At 49.4% G+C, this 21,121-nt stretch carries 22 protein-coding genes; 2 read left to right on the top strand and 20 right to left on the bottom strand.

The genetic code is table 11. The features are described from left to right. Window positions 1-13: 13 nt before the first annotated feature. The 18 genes from ftsA to FH603_RS13565 all read right to left on the bottom strand — a co-directional run bounded on the left by ftsA (window position 14) and on the right by FH603_RS13565 (window position 17,438). Window positions 14-1,417, bottom strand: coding sequence for a cell division protein FtsA (ftsA, locus tag FH603_RS13650; protein ID WP_186738084.1), 1,404 nt, complete (start codon window positions 1,415-1,417; stop codon window positions 14-16). After that, window positions 1,414-2,187, bottom strand: a complete 774-nt coding sequence (locus FH603_RS13645; RefSeq protein WP_186738083.1) for a cell division protein FtsQ/DivIB — start codon at window positions 2,185-2,187, stop codon at window positions 1,414-1,416. Before FH603_RS13645 ends, ftsA begins: the two co-directional genes overlap by 4 nt. 37 nt (window positions 2,188-2,224) lie before the next feature. Further along, window positions 2,225-3,610 carry a UDP-N-acetylmuramate--L-alanine ligase gene (gene murC / locus FH603_RS13640; protein WP_186738082.1) on the bottom strand — a complete coding sequence of 462 codons (1,386 nt, stop codon included), beginning with the start codon at window positions 3,608-3,610 and terminating at the stop codon, window positions 2,225-2,227. Between the two features lie 47 nt (window positions 3,611-3,657). Next, window positions 3,658-4,767, bottom strand: a complete 1,110-nt coding sequence (gene murG / locus FH603_RS13635) for an undecaprenyldiphospho-muramoylpentapeptide beta-N-acetylglucosaminyltransferase (protein WP_186738081.1) — start codon at window positions 4,765-4,767, stop codon at window positions 3,658-3,660. Between the two features lie 75 nt (window positions 4,768-4,842). Continuing rightward, window positions 4,843-5,964: an FtsW/RodA/SpoVE family cell cycle protein gene (locus FH603_RS13630; RefSeq protein WP_186738080.1), complete on the bottom strand. Its 1,122-nt coding sequence runs from the start codon at window positions 5,962-5,964 to the stop codon at window positions 4,843-4,845. 94 nt (window positions 5,965-6,058) lie between these two features. Continuing rightward, complete coding sequence (gene murD / locus FH603_RS13625) at window positions 6,059-7,414, bottom strand: UDP-N-acetylmuramoyl-L-alanine--D-glutamate ligase (protein WP_186738079.1); 1,356 nt, start codon at window positions 7,412-7,414, stop codon at window positions 6,059-6,061. 95 nt (window positions 7,415-7,509) lie between these two features. Beyond that, window positions 7,510-7,836 (bottom strand): large conductance mechanosensitive channel protein MscL, encoded by a 327-nt coding sequence (gene mscL / locus FH603_RS13620; protein ID WP_186738078.1) that lies wholly within the window; start codon window positions 7,834-7,836, stop codon window positions 7,510-7,512. 107 nt (window positions 7,837-7,943) lie between these two features. After that, complete coding sequence (locus FH603_RS13615; protein WP_186738077.1) at window positions 7,944-8,894, bottom strand: DUF3078 domain-containing protein; 951 nt, start codon at window positions 8,892-8,894, stop codon at window positions 7,944-7,946. 58 nt (window positions 8,895-8,952) lie between these two features. Continuing rightward, window positions 8,953-9,777: a mechanosensitive ion channel family protein gene (locus tag FH603_RS13610; RefSeq protein WP_186738076.1), complete on the bottom strand. Its 825-nt coding sequence runs from the start codon at window positions 9,775-9,777 to the stop codon at window positions 8,953-8,955. Further along, window positions 9,761-9,958: a hypothetical protein gene (locus FH603_RS13605; RefSeq protein WP_186738075.1), complete on the bottom strand. Its 198-nt coding sequence runs from the start codon at window positions 9,956-9,958 to the stop codon at window positions 9,761-9,763. The genes FH603_RS13610 and FH603_RS13605 overlap by 17 nt, the downstream gene beginning before the upstream one ends. A gap of 9 nt (window positions 9,959-9,967) precedes the next feature. Next, the gene (locus tag FH603_RS13600) at window positions 9,968-10,579 is read right to left on the bottom strand and encodes an RNA polymerase sigma factor (RefSeq protein WP_186738074.1); all 612 of its coding nucleotides are present in this window, start codon (window positions 10,577-10,579) and stop codon (window positions 9,968-9,970) included. Window positions 10,580-10,764: 185 nt separating this feature from the next. Further along, entirely contained in the window at window positions 10,765-11,316 is a 552-nt protein-coding gene (locus FH603_RS13595; RefSeq protein WP_186738073.1) for an RNA polymerase sigma factor, read from the bottom strand. Between the two features lie 138 nt (window positions 11,317-11,454). Beyond that, window positions 11,455-12,288 carry a translation elongation factor Ts gene (tsf, locus tag FH603_RS13590; protein ID WP_186738072.1) on the bottom strand — a complete coding sequence of 278 codons (834 nt, stop codon included), beginning with the start codon at window positions 12,286-12,288 and terminating at the stop codon, window positions 11,455-11,457. 178 nt (window positions 12,289-12,466) lie between these two features. Further along, complete coding sequence (rpsB, locus tag FH603_RS13585) at window positions 12,467-13,306, bottom strand: 30S ribosomal protein S2 (RefSeq protein ID WP_186738071.1); 840 nt, start codon at window positions 13,304-13,306, stop codon at window positions 12,467-12,469. A gap of 159 nt (window positions 13,307-13,465) precedes the next feature. Continuing rightward, window positions 13,466-13,852: a 30S ribosomal protein S9 gene (rpsI, locus tag FH603_RS13580; RefSeq protein ID WP_080236581.1), complete on the bottom strand. Its 387-nt coding sequence runs from the start codon at window positions 13,850-13,852 to the stop codon at window positions 13,466-13,468. Window positions 13,853-13,863: 11 nt separating this feature from the next. Further along, window positions 13,864-14,307, bottom strand: a complete 444-nt coding sequence (rplM, locus tag FH603_RS13575; RefSeq protein ID WP_080236583.1) for a 50S ribosomal protein L13 — start codon at window positions 14,305-14,307, stop codon at window positions 13,864-13,866. 338 nt (window positions 14,308-14,645) lie between these two features. Further along, the gene (mraY, locus tag FH603_RS13570) at window positions 14,646-15,854 is read right to left on the bottom strand and encodes a phospho-N-acetylmuramoyl-pentapeptide-transferase (RefSeq protein ID WP_186738070.1); all 1,209 of its coding nucleotides are present in this window, start codon (window positions 15,852-15,854) and stop codon (window positions 14,646-14,648) included. A gap of 114 nt (window positions 15,855-15,968) precedes the next feature. Then, a complete protein-coding gene (locus FH603_RS13565) occupies window positions 15,969-17,438 on the bottom strand; it encodes a UDP-N-acetylmuramoyl-L-alanyl-D-glutamate--2,6-diaminopimelate ligase (RefSeq protein ID WP_186738069.1) in 1,470 nt (489 codons plus the stop codon). A 191-nt stretch (window positions 17,439-17,629) separates the two neighbouring features. Between FH603_RS13565 and pyk the strand changes: the two genes are divergently transcribed. Next, window positions 17,630-19,066, top strand: coding sequence for a pyruvate kinase (gene pyk, locus FH603_RS13560; protein WP_186738068.1), 1,437 nt, complete (start codon window positions 17,630-17,632; stop codon window positions 19,064-19,066). Between the two features lie 151 nt (window positions 19,067-19,217). Here pyk and FH603_RS13555 read toward each other — a convergent pair whose 3' ends face one another. After that, entirely contained in the window at window positions 19,218-19,715 is a 498-nt protein-coding gene (locus FH603_RS13555) for a DUF5606 family protein (RefSeq protein ID WP_186738067.1), read from the bottom strand. Window positions 19,716-19,819: 104 nt separating this feature from the next. Next, a complete protein-coding gene (gene yihA, locus FH603_RS13550) occupies window positions 19,820-20,458 on the bottom strand; it encodes a ribosome biogenesis GTP-binding protein YihA/YsxC (RefSeq protein WP_186738066.1) in 639 nt (212 codons plus the stop codon). Between the two features lie 186 nt (window positions 20,459-20,644). Here yihA and FH603_RS13545 point away from each other — a divergent pair, with 186 nt between their 5' ends. Next, window positions 20,645-21,094, top strand: a complete 450-nt coding sequence (locus FH603_RS13545) for a thioredoxin family protein (protein ID WP_186738065.1) — start codon at window positions 20,645-20,647, stop codon at window positions 21,092-21,094. Window positions 21,095-21,121: the final 27 nt, after the last annotated feature.

Here is a 21,121-nt window from a genome sequence, read left to right as displayed (position 1 = left end):
CCCTGAAGGGTCGTTAATAGGGATCGGTTTCATTACCGCGAATCGGCTTTGTAACCCGACGTATCCAGGCCATTATGCCACTTTCTTCCGGCTCTTTTTCAGGAACTTTCTCCCGCTCACGAACGGGTGCCGGCGGGGCAGAGTAAGATGGGCGAACAACGGGCGGGGCCTGCTGTTCTTCGTTGTAAGCAGCCCGTGTTGGGTCACTGATAAACGAGATCCGGTTATCGATAGTTTTATAACCAGCCCAAACAAGCCCTACTGCCGTGGCATAAGCAGGATCGCCAACTAAGTCGGCACGACCGTTAGGCTCCAGGTGTTCAGGGAAACCTACCCGCACTTCTTCAACGCCTGTTACCCGACCGAAGATGTGTTCTACACCAGGAACGAGGGCTGTACCACCTGTTAGCACCAGGCCACCCAGCAATTTACCTTCATAGCCCGACCGGATGATCTCGGCCTGTACCAGAGCCGCTATCTCGCGAAGACGGTCTTCCATAATGACTGCCACGTTTTTCAGCAACACATCTTTCGGTTTGCGATTGCTCAAACCGGGTACAGCCACCACTTCGTTAAGATTGTACTCACCGGGATTAGCGCTGCCAAAGCGTTTTTTCAGTTGCTCAGCCTGATTGGGCAAAATCTTGCACCCAGCCTGTATATCCGCCGTGAGGCTGTTTCCAGCCCATGGGAATACGGCCACGTGGCGCAGAATATTGCGGTAGTAAATAGCCATCTCGGTCGTACCACCACCGATATCGACAATAGCTACACCAGCGTATTTTTCTTCATCTGTCAATACCGCCAGGCCCGAAGCCAGGGCGGACAGCATCATTGTTTCCTGCTGTAAATTGTTACGGGTAATGCACTTCCGAACATTGCGGGTGGCATTCGACTGGGCCGTAATCAACTGAAAGTCGGCACCTAGTTTGACTCCGTTACGACCAACAGGCTGCTGAACGTTGGTTTCATTGTCGACCATGAAATCCATTGGCAGCGCATGTACGATCTCTTTATCGGCCGGAATCGATGTGCGGTTCCGGTACATATCGCTCACCAGATGATCGATATCTTCGATTTGCACTTCATCGCCCGACGAGGACCGCGTAATGTTACCACTAGCCTTGACCGATAGAACATGTGCCCCGCTAAAACTAACATTGACCAATTGAATATTGATATTCGATTGATTTGAGGCTTCAGCAACGGCGCGTTTAATGGCGCTCACCGTGTTGTTGACGTTCACGACCGACCCTTTGGCCACGCCATCCGTCAGTTGTGTTTCGCCCACGCCCAACACTTCGAGCGTTTCCTGATCTTTATTATTTCGAACAACCCGGCCTGCCACCGCACACACTTTCGTGCTACCGATGTCTAAGCCAACCACAATTTTATCGTCCACACCTACAGTCGTCATTCGCACACGATTTGATTTCGATATTGGACGCTTACCCGGCTGTAACGGTCCCAACCCTTCGCCGGTAAAACGTCCGTATAAAACAGTTTCAACTTTTTAAACTTGGCTGCCAGATCAACTGGCGGGCCAAACTCGATTTGATGGTTACCCATCTGAGGCCACATCGTCACATCGCCCTGCTCGTCGACCGATAACTCGGCGATTTGCGCTCGCCAAAACGGATCATCCTGAATCTGTTTCAGCAAGGTCAGCAACGGTAAGTTGCGCTCACTTGCCAGTGACCTGTTCACTGCAAAATAACGGCCCGTCAATATGGGTACCCGTGCCGAGTAGTTCATTGAAATCGGAAAGAACCGACCCTTTTCACTAACATATTGGCCCGAAACAGATCGTATCTCATCACCAGCGGTTAGTAATCGCGCCAGTGGGCGCGGCTGCTCAATGGTGACGAGTAAATTGCCCGACAAGTCACGCGACACTTCACAATCTTGCACTAATCCATGTTGCCGTAACCGCGCTTCCAGCCGATGCAAGTCCATGTCGGTATACGCCCTGCCGATAACCGGATCAGCTCCTTCGTTCGTCAGGTAACCCGATACGTCACGCCGGGTAAGAAACCGATGCCCGTCCACCTGGTCGAGCCGAACGACTACCCCCTGAACGTGCTTTTGTCCTTGCCGTATTTCAGTGAATGCAATCAGACTAAACAAGCCTAAAAGTCCTCCGACAGCGAATAGCCATTTTCTGGCTGATTTAAAGGTAGAAAACATCTGTAAATAAGCTAAGTGAACATACAGATATTCTTATCTATTGGTCTTCTAACACGGTTTTTAATGTCGGAAGCAATTTATCGATGTCGCCAGCGCCGATAGTTACCAGTAAAGAAGGCTTCATTCTTCGCACAACGTCTGTTAATTCGGCTTTGGTACATTGTTTTTTTGTTTTCGACCGAACGTCCTGAAAAATCAAATCAGACGTAACCCCTTCCATGGGTAGTTCGCGAGCCGGATAAATATCCAGCAGGAGCACATGGTCGGCTATTGATAGACTCTCGGCAAAGCCTTCAGCAAAATCGCGCGTCCGGCTAAACAGGTGCGGCTGAAATATGGCGGTTAACTCCCGGTCTGGGTAGAGGGCTTTCACCGAAGAAAGGAAAGCCATCACTTCGGTTGGATGATGTGCATAGTCATCGATCAATACGGCCTGATCGGTCTTAAGCACATACTCGAATCGACGACGAACACCACGGTAGCTGTTTAAGGCCAATCGAATTGCCTCTGGCGACACGCCCAACTCAAGCGCAACCGCGCCAGCAACTACGGCATTCTCCACGTTATGAAATCCGGGAACAGTTAACTTGATATCGCAAATAACACCACTTTCATATACTAAATCAAACACAAATGTAGCGTCTTCTATCTTTAATTGACGGCTATGGAAGTCGCCTTCGTTCAATGAATACGTCTGAACGGTTGCTTTTGTTTTTTCGGCCAGCGATAAACCTTGCTTCATCAGTAAAACGCCTTCCGAATCGATCTGGCTTACAAACAAGCCGAACGACTCCAGTACAGCCTCATGCGCTCCATAAATATCCAAATGGTCAGCATCTGTGGATGTAACAACGGCAATCTGTGGAAACAGGGTCAGAAACGACCGATCAAATTCGTCGGCCTCCACCACGCAAACAACCGACTTTAAATCATCGGCGGGTTCGTTAAGCAGGAAGTTGGTACCATAATTATTGGTAATACCACCTAAGAAAGCAGCACAATTCATTCCTGCATGCCGCAGGATATGCGCCACCATCGAAGATGTCGTCGTCTTGCCGTGTGTACCGGCTACGGCCACTGTTTTCATCTGCCCGGCCAGCAGGCCCAGCACCTGTGACCGCTTTTGCAGAACGAATCCTTTTTCGGTCAGGTAAATATATTCTGCGTGGGTTTTAGGAACGGCAGGTGTATAGATTACAAGCGTCTCGGCCGGATTGTCGCGAAACATAGCTGGTATCTGGTCAACATCTTCCGTGAAATGAATAGCCATGCCCTCGGCCTCCAACGCATCGGTAAGCACTGAGGGTGTCTTGTCATAGCCAGCAACGCTGTATCCATTCACGCCAAACCAGCGAGCCAGCGCACTCATACCGATGCCACCAATGCCGAGAAAATATATGTATTTGAATTGATCTAATGTCATACGAAAAGGTACAGACCTTGGGTAGGCCTGTTGGAGAAGTTTAAAAATTAAGCCAGACCCGGCCCCGTTAGGTTTAGCACTTCCTGTGCAATGTCGCGGGCAGCATTGGGTTTGGCAAAGGTTTTGATTTCCCGGCTCAGCTGTTGCCGTTGCGGAGCGTTATTGAGCAGGTCGAGTGCAGCCGTAACGAGTTCGGTGCGGGCGTTTTGGTCGGTGATAAGCAGCGCAGCCTGGCGATCGACCAGGGCCATCGCATTCTTCGTCTGGTGATCTTCAGCAGCCGCCGGAAATGGCACCAGAATAGCGGGTCTGCCAACCAGACAAAGCTCCGACACCGACAGCGCACCTGCCCGCGATACTACAGCATCGGCAACGGCGTAAGCTTTGTCCATATCATAGATAAAGTCATAGGCCCTTATCAGTGGCGAATCAACGGCGGCTACGGCGGCTCGTGCCCGCTCAATAAAAGCAGGGCCCGTTTGCCAGATCACCTGAACACCGGCATCGACAAATTGCTTAAGGCCTGCCTCCAGGCTCTCATTCAGGGTTCGGGCACCCTGACTACCACCAATCACCAGTAAGGTAGGGCGGCTGGATTCCAATCCAAAAAAGAGTTGTCCTGCTTCAACCTGTTGATCGGCAAACTGAATGTCGCTGCGAACGGGATTACCAGTCAGTCTGATTTTTTCGGCTGCGAAAAAGGCATCCATACCCGGGTAGGCCACACAGATACGCTTCGCCCAGCGGGCAAGCACTTTGTTGGTCAGGCCAGCATACGAGTTTTGTTCCTGGATAAGCGTTGGGATACCCCGAAGAGAGGCAGATAAAAGCAACGGCCCACTGGCGTAGCCACCTACTCCAATAGCCGCATCGGGCCGAAAGTTGCGGATAACCTCCTGCGCTTTCAGCAGACTTCGGCCTAATTTGAGCGGAAAAGCCAGGTTTGATAACGTCAGTTCGCGTTTGATGCCCACTATAGGCAGTCCTACAATACGGTAGCCTGCCCGTGGCACTTTTTCCATTTCCATCTTTCCTTCGGCACCCACAAACAGGATCTCGGTGGCGGTGTCCCGTGCTTTCAGTTCGTTGGCAATCGCAATGGCGGGATAAATATGACCGCCCGTTCCTCCTCCGCTTATAATAAATCGTTTTGGCATTCAGGATTATGTTGCGTGCTCAGTATGGGTATGTACTGACGCGATAGCCACCATACGTATAGCTGATCACTAGGGTTAAATTTTACTTTCATCAACTTCATCACGACTTACACTTAGCACAATGCCAATAGCTATACCCGTGAAAATGAGCGATGTACCGCCCATGCTGAGCAACGGGAGCGGTTGCCCCGTAACTGGAGCCAGGCCTATAGCCACACAAATACTGGCAAATGCCTGAAAAACGATGCTGAATGTCAGCCCTGCCGATAGCAGTCCGCCAAACGGTCGGGTCGCTTTCTGAAGCGTTTTCATACCTCGCCAAAGAAACAGGATGTAAGCCAGCACAACCGGAATACCGCCAAAAATCAACCCATATTCCTCAACGATAATGGAATAGATAAAGTCGGAGAACGGGTTGGGGAGGGTATTTCGCTGGTGGCTGTTTCCAGGACCCTGGCCCTGCAGGCCACCGTTAGCCAGGGCAATATAAGACTGCTCGACCTGGTACAGGATCGTGTCAGAATCCATAAAGCTTTTCACACGGTTAGTGGCCGTTCCAAAACGCTGCCCTACCATCAGGGCCATTCCCCCGAACAGCACGCACACGCCAATCATATAGGCCAGGTACCGGACGGGTACCCGACCAATGTACATGAGCAAGAAGCAGGTCGCAGCCAGCAGCAGGGCCGTTGACGTGTTCGAGAGAATAATGAGCGAACAAATAATACCGATCCAGAGAATCAGATTGAATAGCACACTGGGATCGCTCATAAACCGCTGCCGCTTGGCCAGCATAGCCGCCAGGTTTGAGATTAACGCCAGTTTTGCCAAATCTGATGGCTGGAAAGTTTGGTTGATGATAGGAATGGTAACCCAGCGTGAAGCGTCGTTCAGGTTTGTTCCTTTGAAAAAGGCCCATAACAACAGCGGAATCGATAGCCACAGCCCAAATTTCGATAAGCGGGCATAGTAAACGTAGTTGACCCGGTGCGCAAAATACGTACAGGCTAACCCCAGTAGTAGTAGGGAGCCGTGTTTGAGCAGGAACGCTTCGGTATTACCGTCGAGCTCGCGAAATGCTTTCGTACCGACCGCGCTGTAAACAACCAGTACGCTCATGATCGATAAATACAGCACGATCCACCAGATTTGGCGGTCGCCTTTCAGATGCGTTTGAATCCAGTCGCGAAGGAACATGTTTGTTAATGATGAACGATGAGTGATGAACGATGAGTGATGAATGATGAATGATGAATGATAAACGCGCTCATCATTCATCGTTCATCATTCATTATTCATCACTCATCAGTAGGTTTTTCACAGCAGCTTTGAATTGATTGCCCCGATCTTCATAATTTTTGAACAGATCGAAACTCGCACAGGCGGGCGACAGTAATACCACATCGCCCGGCCGACCTAAGGTCAATCCTTTGGCAACTGCATCCTGAACCGTCTGTGTCTCATAGATGGACGGCACTTTTGTACCAAAGTAATCTAGCAATTTATGATTATCGATGCCCAGACAAATCAGCGTCTTTACTTTACGGCCTACCAACTCATCAAGCTGAGAGTAATCATTGCCTTTATCCTGTCCACCCGCAATCCAGATAACAGGAGCATCCATACTCGACAGGGCGTAGTAAACTGAGTCGACATTAGTCGCTTTCGAATCATTGATGAACTGAATGCCAGCAACCGTTCCGGCGGGTTCGAGCCGGTGGGCCGCGTTCTCAAATGTGCGCAAACCCTCCATCAGGGCTTCGTTCGATACGCCTACCGACTGAGCCGCCAGCACAGCCGCCAGCATGTTGATGGCATTATGGGGACCACGCAGTGGGGTTTCGTCCTGCCTTATCTCGAATGCTTTTCCCCGACGCTTGGTTTGTAGCAGCCCACCAGCCAGGTAGCCTCCTTCTGAAACAGGTGTTTCAAGCGAAATTGGCAAGTGATGTACGGCAGGGTTATGCCTTGTTAATTCGCGTTCGATCGGGCGGCTTTCAGCAAAATAGATAAAGTCATCGCTGGGCTCGGCATTTTGTAGAATCCGGAATTTGGAATTCACGTAATTCTGAAAGTTGTACCCGTATCGGTCAAGATGGTCGGGTGTTATATTGAGCAGCACCATCACATTGAGATGCGTTTCGTACATATCGTCCAGTTGAAAACTACTTAGCTCCAGCGCAAAATAATCAAACGTGTCATCGATGACCTGTGCGGCAAAACTATCACCCACGTTACCAGCCAGGCCGACGTTAAGACCAGCCTGTTTGAGCAGATGATAGATCAATAGCGTGGTGGTAGTTTTCCCGTTACTACCCGTAATGCCAATGAGCTTTGCCTTCGTATAACGGGCGGCAAACTCAATTTCGGAGATTACCGGCGTGCCCTGTGCCCTGAGTTTTTGAACCAGTGGCACAGTTCCGGGAATTCCGGGACTTTTGACCACTTCTGCGGCCATCAGAATACGTTCTTCGGTATGCTGACCTTCTTCGAAGGCAATACCAGCCAACTGTAGCCTGGTGCGATAGGCATCGGTCAGCGCGCTTTTGTCAGAGAGAAATACATCGTAGCCTTTAGCTTTTGCCAGCAAGGCCGCTCCTACGCCACTCTCCCCTCCACCAAGAATTACTAGTTTTGCTGCTGCCATAATTAACTATATCAGGAGCAAAATAACGCATAAATGAAGAAGCCCCGACCAAAGGACGGGGCTTTTCTATCAACTTTCCGAAATACAGATTAAGATCAGGCTTCCGCTGACTTCGACAAACGGCTACGGTTAGCAGCCTTTACTATCATAAATATGACCCCGGCAACGATCAAAAACTGGAGGATGGCGTTCAAAAAATTACCATACCGGATAGCTACTTCGGGTATCGTTCCAACAGCCTCTTTAATTACAATTTTAAATTGAGTCAGGTCGACTCCACCGAGCGCCAGCCCAAGAATTGGATTCAGAATATCCTCCACCAATGAATTTATAATTTTAGTGAACGCAGCGCCAATAATAATACCAACGGCCAGATCGAGCACATTACCCTGGGCAATAAAGGCTTTAAATTCGCTTAACATAGTGTGTAAGAGTTAAAATAGTGAAGTTAGGATAGGGTACGATCAGGCTACGCGCGCGTTGAGATCACGGAGAACCGTGAGACCATTGATAGAATAGCCTACTCTCTTTATTTTTTTCGGAAAGAGCTTACGTTATACACCAGACCGATGGCCAGCGTTTGTTGAAGTTGCCAGACGTCGATAAAATCCTTATCGAACAGCGCGATTACACCGAAGGTTGTACTTAGGTACCGATTTACCTTTGCGGTCAGGATCAAATCGATACGGTGGTCGATGGCATCCAATGTTTTATAATTGGCATACATCAGGTATCTGGCATTTATATTCACATTTTCACTCAAGTTGCGGATTAAAGACGCCTGTAATTGAAAGGCCAGCCATTCGGTCCGGATACTTTTTCCAGGTGCCACCCCATAAGCAATTGCATTAGGATTACGTACGGGAATACCAGCAGCATTCTCGCTAAAACGAACACCCTGATCGCTTAGGAACGTGAACCGGGGTGCAAACGGACTAAGCCGTAGTGCAAACCAATCGCTTGGCTTATAGGCGACGCCCCAGGCCAGCGTCAATTGGCCAGGGGCCAGAAAGTTGGATACCTTGAACGACGATTGACCTGTAGCCAACCCGCTGTAGCGGTAACCTGTAGCAAAAAATGAACTGAATGTTGCTGACCCGAACCAATCGATTTTTGGGCTGATTTTGTAACCGGCTACGGAATTCAGCATAATTTGATCAGCTGCCTTCCGGGTCAGGCCATTCTGCGTAACGAAACCCAGTTGGAGATCTGCCGTGTTATCCCACGACCAGTTGGCCTTCGTGTACAAGGCCCGTGCTGCCACGACTGCTCCCAGCGCTACCGAATTGACCCCGCCCCCTGTCCAGTTGCTAAATGACGCCTGGTTGAAGTTGACACCACCGCTAAAGGACCGCTGCCAGTACGACGTATCAGGCTTCACAGAAACCGTATCCTTGAAGTTGGTAACGACGGTTGAATCCTGCGCCAGCAGAGGGCTAAGGCTTCCCCAAAAGATCAGCACACATAAAAACGTTTTCATTATAGATAAATTAAACACAGTTACAGATAAATTAACTTACTGAATTAAAGGTGATTAGTCAAAATATTTCCACTTTTTTCGTCTGCAAGGCCTGTAATGGAAACACGGTTGTTGTACTCCCTGTCTGTAAGGTCAAGGTTGTACTGTCGATCGTTAAAATCGCGCCTTTCACGTCATCGATCTGGATAATCTGACCTACTTTGTATTGGCTCTTGGAGTAGAACGACGACAGAATGTTGGCCATAACGTCCCGCGAGGCAATCCCATAGCCAATGGCGAAGGCGAATATGACACCGCCAATAACGAGATTGAAACTTGATTCGAGCAGCTCGGTGTTGATGCCTGCCTGTCCTAGTGCGCTAATGATAGTGATGACCAGGAAAAAGATAAAAACAATTGTCCCTAAAAGCCGGCCCGAAGCAATCTTGAACGAGTCGCATAAGCTTACTACCCCAGCCCGAAGTGCGTCGGCTAGTAAAACACCGACCTGCAGCATAATAGCAGCTGCAATCAATTTGGGAATAAACGTTACCAAAGAGGAAACCATCTGCGTAATTGCAGCTACGCCAAGCGTTTCGGTGGCGGCTGTGATAAATACGAGCAGAATGAAATAGTATAGAACCTTTGCCACTATTTCGCTTAGCTTAATCTCAGTTTTCAGCTGTTTGATAACACTTATTTCGTTTAGCCGCTCACCAATTTTATCGAAGCCAACTCGTTCGAGAATACGCCGAACTACAAATGCAGCAATTTTAGCTACTACAATTCCGATAATCAGGATGACCAGCCCCCCCATCAAGCGGGGGACGAACTCAATAAACTGATCAATAAGGGTTTGAAATGTATTTTGTAAAATTTCGGCCAGATTAGGAAGCTTGTTCATTAGGCTTGGGGGTGAGTGGGGTCAACGAAGCCAGAAACACGCCGAACAACTGGTCGACATAGACTTCGACAACGGTCAGTGAATTTCGGATCAGGTCAATTTCGGACACAATCTCTTCTTTGAGGTTAGGCGGACAAAATCCATCCGGCTCCAACTGTTTAAACGGGTTAGAAGTATCCATGCCTATAATTCAGCGAAATGGCCAGCGGAAAGTAAAAGCGGCTTTAACAGCCAGTAGTAACCAGAATATGGCACTTTCAAGGTAAAATTTGCGCAGTTTCTCGCGCGATCGTTTCAAACGCATCTTTACCGCGCTCTCGGTCAACCCGTTCAAATTAGCTATCTCACGAATACTTATGTCGTCCTGATATTTCATTAATAGTATTGTCTGCTCGAAGGCAGGAAGCTTCTTCAAAGCCCGCTGTAACTGCTGAGCTTCCAGTTCAGCGAGTTCGACTAGTTCATTCTCGTCATCAGCTTTGATATCCATCCGCTCCCATCCTTCATCAACGTACACATGTCGATGCAGATGAGAAGACCGTAATTGATCTGTACAGTAATTGTAAGTGATTGAATACAGCCAGGTAGAAAATTTGGCCTGTCCCCGGAAACCGCTCAGTTTCATGACGATCTTCAAAAAGATATCGTGTGTCAGGTCTTCAGCCTGAACTGGATCTTTGGTGAATGAAAGGCACTTGCGGTATACCTTGTCACAGTATCGTTCATACAACTGCTCGAAATACGCATTTTGCTGCGTATCAATGTATAAATAGACTAACTCCTCATCTGACAGTTGCTTCATTTCTAACAGCTACAGCGCTTGAGACAGTAAACAGCCTATGAAGTAACGGTACAAATTGCAAGCCTTCGCAAAAACAGTATAGCGACTATAGTTTACATTTACTTATGAAAAAGGCCTGACTTATAGCCAGGCCTTTTTCATAAGTAAATTCATTATACCTATTAGTATATAATATTTAACCTGAATTAATGGGAAACTACTTCCTGGTATAGATCTCTCAATCGATCTCTCGACCGTTTTAGCCGCATCTTCACAGCACTTTCTGTAAGCGAATAATAGACTGCCAGATCTTTAATGCTTAGATCTTCTTCATACTTATGACGTAATATACCGCGTTCCTCTTCCGACAACCTACTCATTGCCAAGCTTATCAGCTGTGCTTCTGCTTCATCCTGCTCTGCCGATTCGTCGGTTGGGATTTGCATGCCCTCCCAATTTGCATCGGTAGCTACTTCATGACGTCGGCGGGGGGCCTTTATCTGATCAGCGCAATAGTTGTGTGTGATAGAATATAACCAGGTTGAAAACTTAGCCTGTTTCTTATATCCATCTAGTTTACCAATCAGCCGTATAAATATATCCTGAGTCAGATCTTCAGCCTGGATAGTATCCTTAGTGAAAGACAGACATGTTTGGTGAACCTTGTTACAATAACGCTCGTATAGCTGCTCAAAATAGTCATTACGACCCGTTTCGAGGTAGTAGCCAACTAATTCTTCATCCGTGAAGTGATTCATTGCGAAATGTGTACTACTAAACATATGTTGGCACTTCCTTACATATACGACGATTCACTTGTTGCCAGATTTAAATAAAAGAAAAATACCCGGCTTTGGGGCCGGGTATTTACTAAACGGTAGGTAACTTAGAGTAAATTAACCAATCGCAACACGCTTGAATGTAGATATCGTCAAGCCCTTGCTGGTTTTCTCCAGCAACTGAGCAATCGTCAACGAATTGTCTTTCACAAATTCCTGATTCAACAATGTATTCTCCTTATAGAATTTGTTAAGCTTACCCAGCGCAATCTTCTCAAGCATCGCTTCAGGCTTGCCTTCCTGACGAGCCTGCTCTTTACCGATCTCGATTTCGCGCTCAACAACAGTAGCGTCTACACCATCCTTATCGAGAGCAACGGGTTTCATAGCAGCGATCTGCATTGCTACGTCTTTACCAACTTCCGTTACGTCTGTACCATTCGTATTCGTCAGGCCAACAAGAACACCCAGTTTGCCATTCGAGTGAATGTACGACACAACTTTGTCGCCAGTTACGGTTTCGAACGAAGCTACTTCGACTTTCTCGCCAATTTTACCCATCAGGTCGGTGATGTGATCCTGCAGGGAACGACCATCAGCCTGCGGGGTTGCCAGCAACGTAGCTTTGTCAGTAGCGTGGGTAGCAACAGCTGTACTGATGATGGTCATCGCCAGGTTCTGGAAATCAGCTACTTTCGATACAGGCTCGGTTTCACAAGCCAGTGAAATCACTTTACCACTCGTACCGTCTTCACTTACGTGAGCTAGTACGATGCCTTCAGCCGTTGTATTGTCAGCCCGCTTGTCAGCTATCTTTTGACCCTGCTTGCGCAGTACTTCTTTCGCTTTTTCGAAATCGCCATCGGCTTCGGTCAGGGCTTTTTTACAGTCCATCATACCGGCTCCGGTCTCTTGACGAAGTTTGTTTACATCAGCAGCAGTGATTGCCATGTTTATAACAGGTTTCAGTTATTAAGTATTGGTTTACATCGCCATCTATATCGAGACAGCCATTTAATCTATCAAAATAGCCCATAGCGGCTGCTACGGGCTATCGTTTCAGAATTATATAATTGCAAAAGGAGTAAAGTTCCTGTACAAGCCACTAACCCTATCCTCTACAATGTACTTACGCTTCCTGCTCGTCTTCAGAAACTTCAGCTACAGGAGTTGCTGCTTCTGCCGGAGCAGCCGTTTCGCCTTCCGCACGAGCCTGAGCGAGGTCTTCGCTGCGCTTGGCATCTTCTTCTTCCTGAACGCGCTGATCATCTTTATCCTGCTTCCGCTCCATCAGACCTTCTTCAATGGCCTTACCAATGGCAAGCGTAATCAGCGAAATCGACTTGTAAGCATCGTCATTGGCTGGGATGGCGAAATCAACTTCTTCAGGGTTCGAGTTTGTGTCACACATGGCAAACACAGGGATACCCAGACGGTGTGCTTCGGCAACGGCGATGTGCTCACGCTTCACGTCAACAACGAACAGAGCCGCTGGTAACCGTGTCAGGTCGGCAATACCGCCCAGTACACGCTCCAGCTTTTCCTTATCGCGGCTGCGGGTCAAACGCTCGCGCTTGGCAATGCTTTTGACGGTCTCCTCGTCTTTCAGCATCTTGTCCAGCGTCTGCATTTTCTTCAGCGACTTGCGAATCGTGGCGAAGTTCGTCAGCATACCACCCTGCCAGCGGTCGGTAACGTAAGGCATTTTCAGACGACGTGCTTCTTCCGAAACAATCTCCTGTGCCTGCTTCTTCGTAGCCACGAACATCACCTTGCGGCCCGAACGAACAATACCTTTCAGGGCATTGGCCGCTTCGTCCAGCGAGGCCAGCGTTTTATTAAGATCAATAATATGGATGCCGTTCTTCTCCATGAAGATATACGGAGCCATCCGTGGGTCCCACTTGCGCGTTAAGTGGCCAAAGTGCACACCAGCGTCAAGAAGGTCTTTGTATTCGATTTGTGCCATTTTCGGATTGAAAAATGATTGTTGTAAAAATTACGCAGCACCACCCGTCGGCATCATCTAAGGGCAGTCTGGACTAATGGGCCGGTCAGCTGGTGAGTTAGTGAGTCGATCAGATTAAAAACTAAAAGACTGTATAACTGAAAAGCTGGCTGACTGATATTAGCGTTTCGAGAACTGGAACCGCCGACGTGCTTTCGCGCGGCCGTACTTTTTCCGTTCTACCATACGTGAATCCCGGGTCAGGAAGCCTTCTTTTTTGAGGGCCGGACGGAACTCCGAGTTCATTTCAACAAGCGCGCGGGCAATAGCCATTCGCGTTGCTTCGGCCTGTCCGGCCACGCCACCACCACGAACGTTGACTTTTACGTCGTAGCCACCTACACCATTAATGGTAGAGAAAGGCTGGTTCAGGATGATTTGCAGCACTTCCGTCGGGAAATACTGTTTGTAGTCTTTTCCGTTTACCGTGATGGCTCCGCTGCCCACCGACATGTAGATGCGGGAGATGGCTGTTTTACGGCGGCCAATGGTATTAATACGATCCATTCGTCTGTGACTTAAAATTTAACGACTGTGGGTTGTTGAGCCGCGTGGGGATGATTGTCTCCCGTATAAACGTGCAGGTTGGTAAACAACCGCCGACCGAGCCGGTTCTTAGGCAACATACCTTTTACCGCATGTTCGATAATACGCTCGGGGTGCTTTTCAAGCAACAGCCGGGGCGTAGCAAAGCGCTGACCGCCGGGATATCCCGTGTGGCGGACGTAGATTTTGTCGGTCATTTTCTTGCCCGTGAAGCGAATCTTCTCGGCATTAATGACGATCACATTGTCTCCGCAATCAACGTGTGGGGTGAAGTTGGTTTTGTGTTTGCCGCGAATCAGGGCTGCGATCTGGCTGGCCAGCCGACCAAGCACTTCACCCTGAGCGTCAACCACAACCCATTCCTTCTGCACCGTTTCTTTGTTGGCGGAGATGGTTTTGTAACTGAGCGTGTTCACTATATTAAGGAGACTAATTAGTTGATTTTCACTTTTTTACTTACGCCTAGACGCACCCGTCCTCAAACGGGAGTGCAAATATAGCGGGTATATGGCTGAAAAGCAACGATGTGACAGGAATTTGCCGGTTGATACCGGCTCCCCAACCCGATAATTTCCGCACGATCACGCTTATCCAGCCCGCCAGCGCCATTTTTGCGCGTTCAAGGGGCTGTAGTGCGCTTAGAAGCCAGCAACGATGTAGCCTGGACGGCCACGTCCGGGAGTAAATCAGCATTTGGCCTGCCCAGACGTGGCCGTCCAGGCTACAAGCGCCCGACGACATCAAAAGGGCAGCATTAGCGTAATTTCAGCGTAGCCAGCGTCAATACCGCCAGAATAATGCCTACAATCCAGAAACGTGTGACGAGTTTAGCCTCGTGGTACCCTTTTTTCTGAAAATGGTGGTGCAGGGGTGACATCAGGAAAATACGCCTGCCTTCGCCGTATTTTCGCTTGGTATATTTGAAATAGCTGACCTGTAAAATTACCGATACGAGTTCAATCAGGAAAATACCACACATGAGCGGAATCAACAGTTCTTTCCGGATGGCCAGCGACAGCACGGCAATAACGCCCCCCAACATCAGGCTACCCGTATCGCCCATGAACACCTGCGCCGGGTAGGAATTGTACCAGAGAAAACCCACACAGGCCCCAACGAAAGCCGCACAGAAAATCACCAGCTCCCCCGCGTTGGGGATGTACATAATATTCAGGTACTGCGAGAACACCTTGTTGCCCGACAGATACGCCAGTACACCAATTGTCAGACCGATGATAACGGATGTGCCCGCTGCCAGGCCGTCGATACCATCCGTTATATTGGCTCCATTCGAAACGGCTGTAATGATAAAAATGCAGACCAGTACATATACGATCCAGGTATAGCTGTCGGGCAGGAAGCCGAAGAGCAGGGAGCTGTAATCAAACTCATTGTTCTTGACGAACGGTACTGTTGTCAGCGTAGACTTAATGTCGGTATACACATCCGGCACGTTAGATGTGCTCATTAAACGGGGGGCATATTTCCGGATCTTGACGGCATCGTTGAAATAGAGCGTCAGCCCAACAATGAGGCCCAGTCCCACCTGTCCAACAACCTTGAACTTGCCTTCCAGCCCTTCTTTATTTTTCTTGAATACTTTGATGTAGTCGTCCAGGAAACCAATCAATCCAGTCCATACAGTTGAAACGAGCGCTAATATGACATATACATTGGATAGTTTGGCGAACAGCAGCGCCGGAATCAGCAGGGAGGCCAGAATGATGAAACCGCCCATCGTTGGGGTACCCCGCTTTTGCATCTGCCCTTCCAGACCCAGATCCCTGATCGACTCGCCAATTTGAAGGTTACGCAGTGTATCGATAATCCGCCGACCAAAAATAGCCGCCACCATAAGCGACGTGACAACGGCTCCAAGCGCCCGAAACGAAATGTATTGAAAAACGCCTGCACCAGGGAAGTTGTAGCGTTCGTCTAAAAATTGGAAAAGGTAATAGAGCATAAAAGTGAATGACTGAATGATAGAATGATAGAATGAATGAATACAGCAAGGCAGTTATTCACTCATTCTATCATTCTATCATTCGAAATTTTATATGGTTCAAAGTTACTGATTTCAACGTTCTAAGAAAGCGTCCCGGAGTACGGCCCGATCGTCGAAGTCGGATTTGACACCCTGAACGTCCTGGTAAGTTTCGTGGCCTTTGCCCGCTACAAGAATGATATCGTTGGGCTCAGCCATCGCAACAGCCTGCCGGATAGCGTCGCGCCGGTCCTGGATTACCTGGGCCTTTTTAACGTCAACCGGCGAAACACCCGCCTGCATCTGCTCCAGAATAGCCATTGGGTCTTCGAAACGCGGATTGTCCGACGTCAGTATCACCCGATCACTGAACCGGCACGCAATATCAGCCATGATCGGGCGCTTGGTCGCGTCGCGGTTTCCGCCACACCCAACTACCGTAATGATCCGGGGCATACGGTCCTGCTCGTCGGTATGACGCAGGCCGTTGATGGTTTCGAGCACGTTTTGCAGGGCGTCGGGGGTGTGGGCATAGTCGACGATGCCAACGATATTCGTTGCCGAAACAACTTGCTCGAAGCGGCCCGGCGGGGGCTTAATGCCAGACAGCAGCGTTAACACCTCGGCCGGATCTTCGCCCAGCAGAACAGCCGCGCCGTATACGCTGAGTAGGTTGTAGCCGTTGAAGCGACCTATCAGTTTGAACCACACTTCCTGATTGTCGACCAGCATGTTCAGCCCAAACAAGCTGTCGGCAATGATCTTACCTTTGAAGGTAGCCAGCGTCAGCAGCGAATAGGTTTCTTTGCGGGCAGCCGTATTCTGCAACATGACCAGGCCGCGTTTGTCGTCTACGTTGGTCAGGGCAAAAGCCGACGCCGGCAGCTGGTCGAAAAATCCTTTCTTAGCGCGAATGTAGTTATCGAACGTACCGTGGAAGTCGAGGTGGTCGTGGGTGATGTTGGTGAAGATTCCCCCGGCAAAGATCAGCCCTGTAACCCGCTCCTGAACAACCGCGTGCGAACTGACCTCCATGAACACATGCGTACAGCCATGATCCAGCATCTGGGTCAGCAGTTGATTGGTGGTTATAGCGTCGGGGGTAGTATGGGTAGCGGCAATAACCTGATCGTCGATCTGGTTCTGCACCGTCGAGAGCAGACCGCAGCGGTATCCCAATGCCCGAAACAGACGGAACAGGAGCGTAGCGACGGAGGTTTTACCGTTTGTACCCGTAACGCCAATAAGTTTCAGTTTGTGCGATGGCTGCTGATAGAAGGCAGCTGCCAGGAAACCCATAGCCCGGGCCGAATTCTGAACCTGTACATAGGCAACTGAGTCGACCGTACTGGTCGGCAGTTCTTCACAGAGCACAGCCGCAGCCCCTTGCTTCACAGCCGTTTCAATGTAGCTATGCCCATCGGTAACGGTACCACGCACGGCGATGAACAAGCTGCCAGGACCTGCCTTGCGCGAGTCCATGGTCAGGTTTGTAATATCGGTATTCATGCTGCCGGACGTAGCCAGAAGCGGTATTTTATAAAAGAGATCTTTGAGTTGCATACCAGGCGAACAGGCTACCGGCCCGTTTTGTCGGTGCAAAAAAACGGCATGCGGGTGGGTTTAACTAATTTTACAAAGCCCTTGTCGCTATTGGTAGTCCTGTAAAATTTTAATGAACACCACTGTTTATTAGCACTGCCGGTTATTTTTGCATCGGCTATGGCCGTTTTTGCCCAATTTTCCCGTCCCTCATGTCCAAGAAAACCAAGATCGTGGCCACCATTGGCCCCGCTTCCGAAACGAAAGAACAATTACTGGCATTAGCCAAAGCGGGTGTCAATGTCTTCCGTCTTAATTTTTCCCACGGTACTCACGAAGATCACCTCATGCGGCTTACCCGCATCCGCGAGATCAATAAAGAGTTCAACCTTAACCTGTGCGTCCTTCAGGATTTACAGGGCCCCAAGATCCGGATCGGCAACGTAGCCGAAAAAGACGGCGTCATGCTGGAGGCAGGTAGCCGACTCGTGTTCACCAATGACGATATCATAGGAACCGCTGAACGGGTCAGTACTCCCTACAAAGATATGTACCGCGACGTGCATCCGGGCGAACGCATCCTGATGGACGATGGTAAGCTCGAAGTTCGGGTGACAGGTAAAGAAGGTACCGACGTCGTGACCGAAGTTGTGTATGGTGGCCTGATGAAATCCAAAAAAGGAGTTAACCTGCCCAACACGAAAGTGTCGATGCCCGCGGTAACGGAGAAAGACTGGGCCGATCTTGAGTTTGGTCTCGAAAACGACGCGGAATGGATTGCGCTGTCGTTCGTTCGAGAAGCGTCCGAAATTCTCGAAATCAAAGAATACATCCGGTCGAAAGGCAAAAAATGCCGGGTAATCGCCAAGATTGAGAAGCCCGAAGCTATTGTTAACATCGATGAGATCATTGCCGCTACCGACGGGCTGATGGTAGCCCGGGGCGACCTTGGCGTGGAGCTCCCTGCCGAAGAAGTACCGATGATTCAGAAGATGCTGGTTGAAAAGTGTAACCGGGCCGCCAAGCCAGTTATTGTGGCTACGCAGATGCTCGAAAGCATGATCGATGCGCCCCGCCCCACCCGCGCCGAAATCAACGATATTGCCAATTCTGTGATGGACGGTGCCGATGCGGTGATGCTGAGCGCCGAAACGGCATCCGGCAAATACCCGATCTTAGCCGTTGAGAGCATGGCCAACACCATCCTTCAGGTTGAATCGCATACCGACAGTATCTACTACCGTTACCACGCCCAGGTCAACGAAAGTCCGTCTGAGAACGCCATCAATGACAACGTCGTGATGAGCGCCTGCCGCCTGGCCCGGGATACGAAAGCAAAGGCTATCATTGGTATTACTAACTCAGGTTATACGGCTGAGCGGCTATCGCACCACCGGCCCAAAGCCGATTTGTTTGCCTTCTCCAATGACCCACAACTGCGGAATACGCTGGGCCTTTACTGGGGTGTTCAGGTTCTTCCCTACGAGCCAAACCCCGAGCTAACCGTTGATCAAACCGTTGACGCTATCAAACTGACACTGATTGGCGAAGGCAAACTGGCCTCGGGCGATATTTTCATCAACACCCTCAGCATGCCGATGACCCAATCCCGCCGGACAAACACGGTGAAACTGAGTACGGTAGATTAAACAGTTGATCAGTCGGTGAGTTGATCAGTCGGTCAGTTAGTGAGTTCGCTGACCGATTCACCGACTGATCAACTCACCGACTGACCAACTAAAAAGCCGCGAAACCAATGGTCATCGCGGCTTTTCTTTTCTCACTGAAAATGGAGTTTGCTTAAGCAGGCGTTTCGTCTTTCGACTCGGCAGGCGTTTCAGCAGATGGTTCTGATTCGGCCGACACTGTCTCTTCCGTTTGCGTTACATCGTCAGCTGTCTTTTCAAACGCTTCCGGCGCGTGCTGGCGAAGGATGCCGTACCACACAATTAATTTTTTGATATCGGCCTGACGAACCCGGTCGCGGTCGTAATCCGGCACGACCGACGCCATAAAATCGGCCAGTTCCTCGGCCGACCCTTTCGGATCGACGGTCAGAGTTTCACCATATTTTTCGTTTACCGCCAGCAGTACATCACCCAGGGGTACAGACTGCTCTTCGGTATCGACATAAATAGAAATATCATTCAACACCGACACACGGGCCGTGGGGCCCATCATGGTCTTGGCTTTTTTATCGTCTAACGATTCGACGATAACGCCATTCCGGCTGGGTTTCAGAATCCGATACAGGCCACTGTAGCCCGCGATGTTGGCAATTTGTTTTAATGCTTCCATAGGTACTTAGTAAATAGGTAACGCCCGTTTTGGCCGACGTATTGCCTCTTTGATAAAGTGAATAGCGGAAGAATGAATCCGCAGCGAGCCAAACTGGCCGATGCTTATTCCTTTTTCAACTTCCGGATCGGCACTCGTTCATTGGTTTTAAATTCATCATTCAAGGGTCTGATAAAGTCCAGGATCTCTTCCCGACCCGTAGCTGTAACCGCCGATGTAATGAACCACTGCGGTACTTCTTCCCAGGTTTCGAGCAGCCGGGCCCGATAGGTTTCGAGCATGGCCTGTAACTTGGTAACCCCCAGTTTTTCAGTCTTGGTAAATACGATGACAAACGGAAGTCCCCGGTCACCGAGGTTGATCATAAAGTCCAGGTCAAGCTTTTGGGGGGGAATGCGCGAGTCGACCAGTACGAAGATGCAAAGTAGATTCGGCCGGCTGGTAAGGTATCCGTTAATTAAACCGGCAAATTTTTCGCGCTCCGATTTGCTTACCTGAGCATATCCATAACCGGGCAAATCGACCAGATACCATTCGTTGTCGATAATAAAATGATTGATGAGCTGCGTTTTTCCGGGCTTCCCCGATATTTTGGCCAGCGAGTGCCGCCCTGTAAGCATGTTGATAAGCGACGACTTCCCCACGTTGGAACGGCCAATAAAGGCATATTCCGGCCGGTCGGGGGCAGGGCAAAGGGCCGGGTCGGAGTTACTGACTATAAATTCGGCTTGTTTAACGGGCATGGCATTACTGGCTAAAGCGGGTGCAAAGGTCGGAAAGATTCAGGAGAATGGCACACGGTTTGCTCATTGCGAATTGTGATACAGTTGACTAACTTGCTCGGCGAAGCCAGCCAGAGAAACGAAAGCGGCTTTTTTATTCGTTATACCCTAAGAAAACACGTAGACCGCCGGTTCGCCGGTTCAAGCATGAAAAAAGTAATTTGGCTCTTAACCATTCTCTTTGTTGGCTTTGGCTCAACAACCCAAGCCATTCCGGTTGGTGATACTAAACCAGCCCCCGAAGCCACTGGCATTCAGTTTACGGATGCTGCGTGGAAAGACATTCTGAAAAAGGCCAAAGCCGAAAAGAAAATCATTTTTCTGGATGCCTATGCCAGCTGGTGCGGTCCCTGTAAGACACTCCAGAAAAAAGTGTTTACGCAGAAAGCCGTTGGTGATTTCTATAATTCCCGGTTCATCAACGTAAAAATGGACATGGAAAAAGGAGAAGGCCCTGCCCTCTCGCAGGTTTATCCGCTCGAAGCCTACCCAACCATGCTGTACATCGACGGCAATGGCCATGTACTGAAAAAGATTATCGGACTTCAAACACCTGAAGACCTGATTGCCATTGGCAAGAGCGTAAAAAAACCTTAATAGCCGAAAAATCAGAAGTAAACGGGC

Source organism: Spirosoma utsteinense, assembly GCF_014282275.1.
In the GTDB taxonomy this organism is placed as follows: Bacteria; Bacteroidota; Bacteroidia; order Cytophagales; family Spirosomataceae; genus Spirosoma; species Spirosoma utsteinense.
Note: the sequence above shows the minus strand (reverse complement) of the source record. Positions and strands in the feature narration are given on the sequence as shown.

What these genes read in the sequence shown, in the direction of transcription:
- ftsA (WP_186738084.1), bottom strand. Translation starts at nt 1,417, where the DNA reads ATGACGACTGTAGGTGTGGACGATAAAATTGTGGTTGGCTTAGACATC.
- FH603_RS13645 (WP_186738083.1), bottom strand. Translation starts at nt 2,187, where the DNA reads ATGTTTTCTACCTTTAAATCAGCCAGAAAATGGCTATTCGCTGTCGGA.
- murC (WP_186738082.1), bottom strand. Translation starts at nt 3,610, where the DNA reads ATGACATTAGATCAATTCAAATACATATATTTTCTCGGCATTGGTGGC.
- murG (WP_186738081.1), bottom strand. Translation starts at nt 4,767, where the DNA reads ATGCCAAAACGATTTATTATAAGCGGAGGAGGAACGGGCGGTCATATT.
- FH603_RS13630 (WP_186738080.1), bottom strand. Translation starts at nt 5,964, where the DNA reads ATGTTCCTTCGCGACTGGATTCAAACGCATCTGAAAGGCGACCGCCAA.
- murD (WP_186738079.1), bottom strand. Translation starts at nt 7,414, where the DNA reads ATGGCAGCAGCAAAACTAGTAATTCTTGGTGGAGGGGAGAGTGGCGTA.
- mscL (WP_186738078.1), bottom strand. Translation starts at nt 7,836, where the DNA reads ATGTTAAGCGAATTTAAAGCCTTTATTGCCCAGGGTAATGTGCTCGAT.
- FH603_RS13615 (WP_186738077.1), bottom strand. Translation starts at nt 8,894, where the DNA reads ATGAAAACGTTTTTATGTGTGCTGATCTTTTGGGGAAGCCTTAGCCCT.
- FH603_RS13610 (WP_186738076.1), bottom strand. Translation starts at nt 9,777, where the DNA reads ATGAACAAGCTTCCTAATCTGGCCGAAATTTTACAAAATACATTTCAA.
- FH603_RS13605 (WP_186738075.1), bottom strand. Translation starts at nt 9,958, where the DNA reads ATGGATACTTCTAACCCGTTTAAACAGTTGGAGCCGGATGGATTTTGT.
- FH603_RS13600 (WP_186738074.1), bottom strand. Translation starts at nt 10,579, where the DNA reads ATGAAGCAACTGTCAGATGAGGAGTTAGTCTATTTATACATTGATACG.
- FH603_RS13595 (WP_186738073.1), bottom strand. Translation starts at nt 11,316, where the DNA reads ATGAATCACTTCACGGATGAAGAATTAGTTGGCTACTACCTCGAAACG.
- tsf (WP_186738072.1), bottom strand. Translation starts at nt 12,288, where the DNA reads ATGGCAATCACTGCTGCTGATGTAAACAAACTTCGTCAAGAGACCGGA.
- rpsB (WP_186738071.1), bottom strand. Translation starts at nt 13,306, where the DNA reads ATGGCACAAATCGAATACAAAGACCTTCTTGACGCTGGTGTGCACTTT.
- rpsI (WP_080236581.1), bottom strand. Translation starts at nt 13,852, where the DNA reads ATGGATCGTATTAATACCATTGGCCGCCGTAAAACAGCCATCTCCCGC.
- mraY (WP_186738070.1), bottom strand. Translation starts at nt 15,854, where the DNA reads ATGCTCTATTACCTTTTCCAATTTTTAGACGAACGCTACAACTTCCCT.
- FH603_RS13565 (WP_186738069.1), bottom strand. Translation starts at nt 17,438, where the DNA reads ATGCAACTCAAAGATCTCTTTTATAAAATACCGCTTCTGGCTACGTCC.
- pyk (WP_186738068.1), top strand. Translation starts at nt 17,630, where the DNA reads ATGTCCAAGAAAACCAAGATCGTGGCCACCATTGGCCCCGCTTCCGAA.
- FH603_RS13555 (WP_186738067.1), bottom strand. Translation starts at nt 19,715, where the DNA reads ATGGAAGCATTAAAACAAATTGCCAACATCGCGGGCTACAGTGGCCTG.
- yihA (WP_186738066.1), bottom strand. Translation starts at nt 20,458, where the DNA reads ATGCCCGTTAAACAAGCCGAATTTATAGTCAGTAACTCCGACCCGGCC.
- FH603_RS13545 (WP_186738065.1), top strand. Translation starts at nt 20,645, where the DNA reads ATGAAAAAAGTAATTTGGCTCTTAACCATTCTCTTTGTTGGCTTTGGC.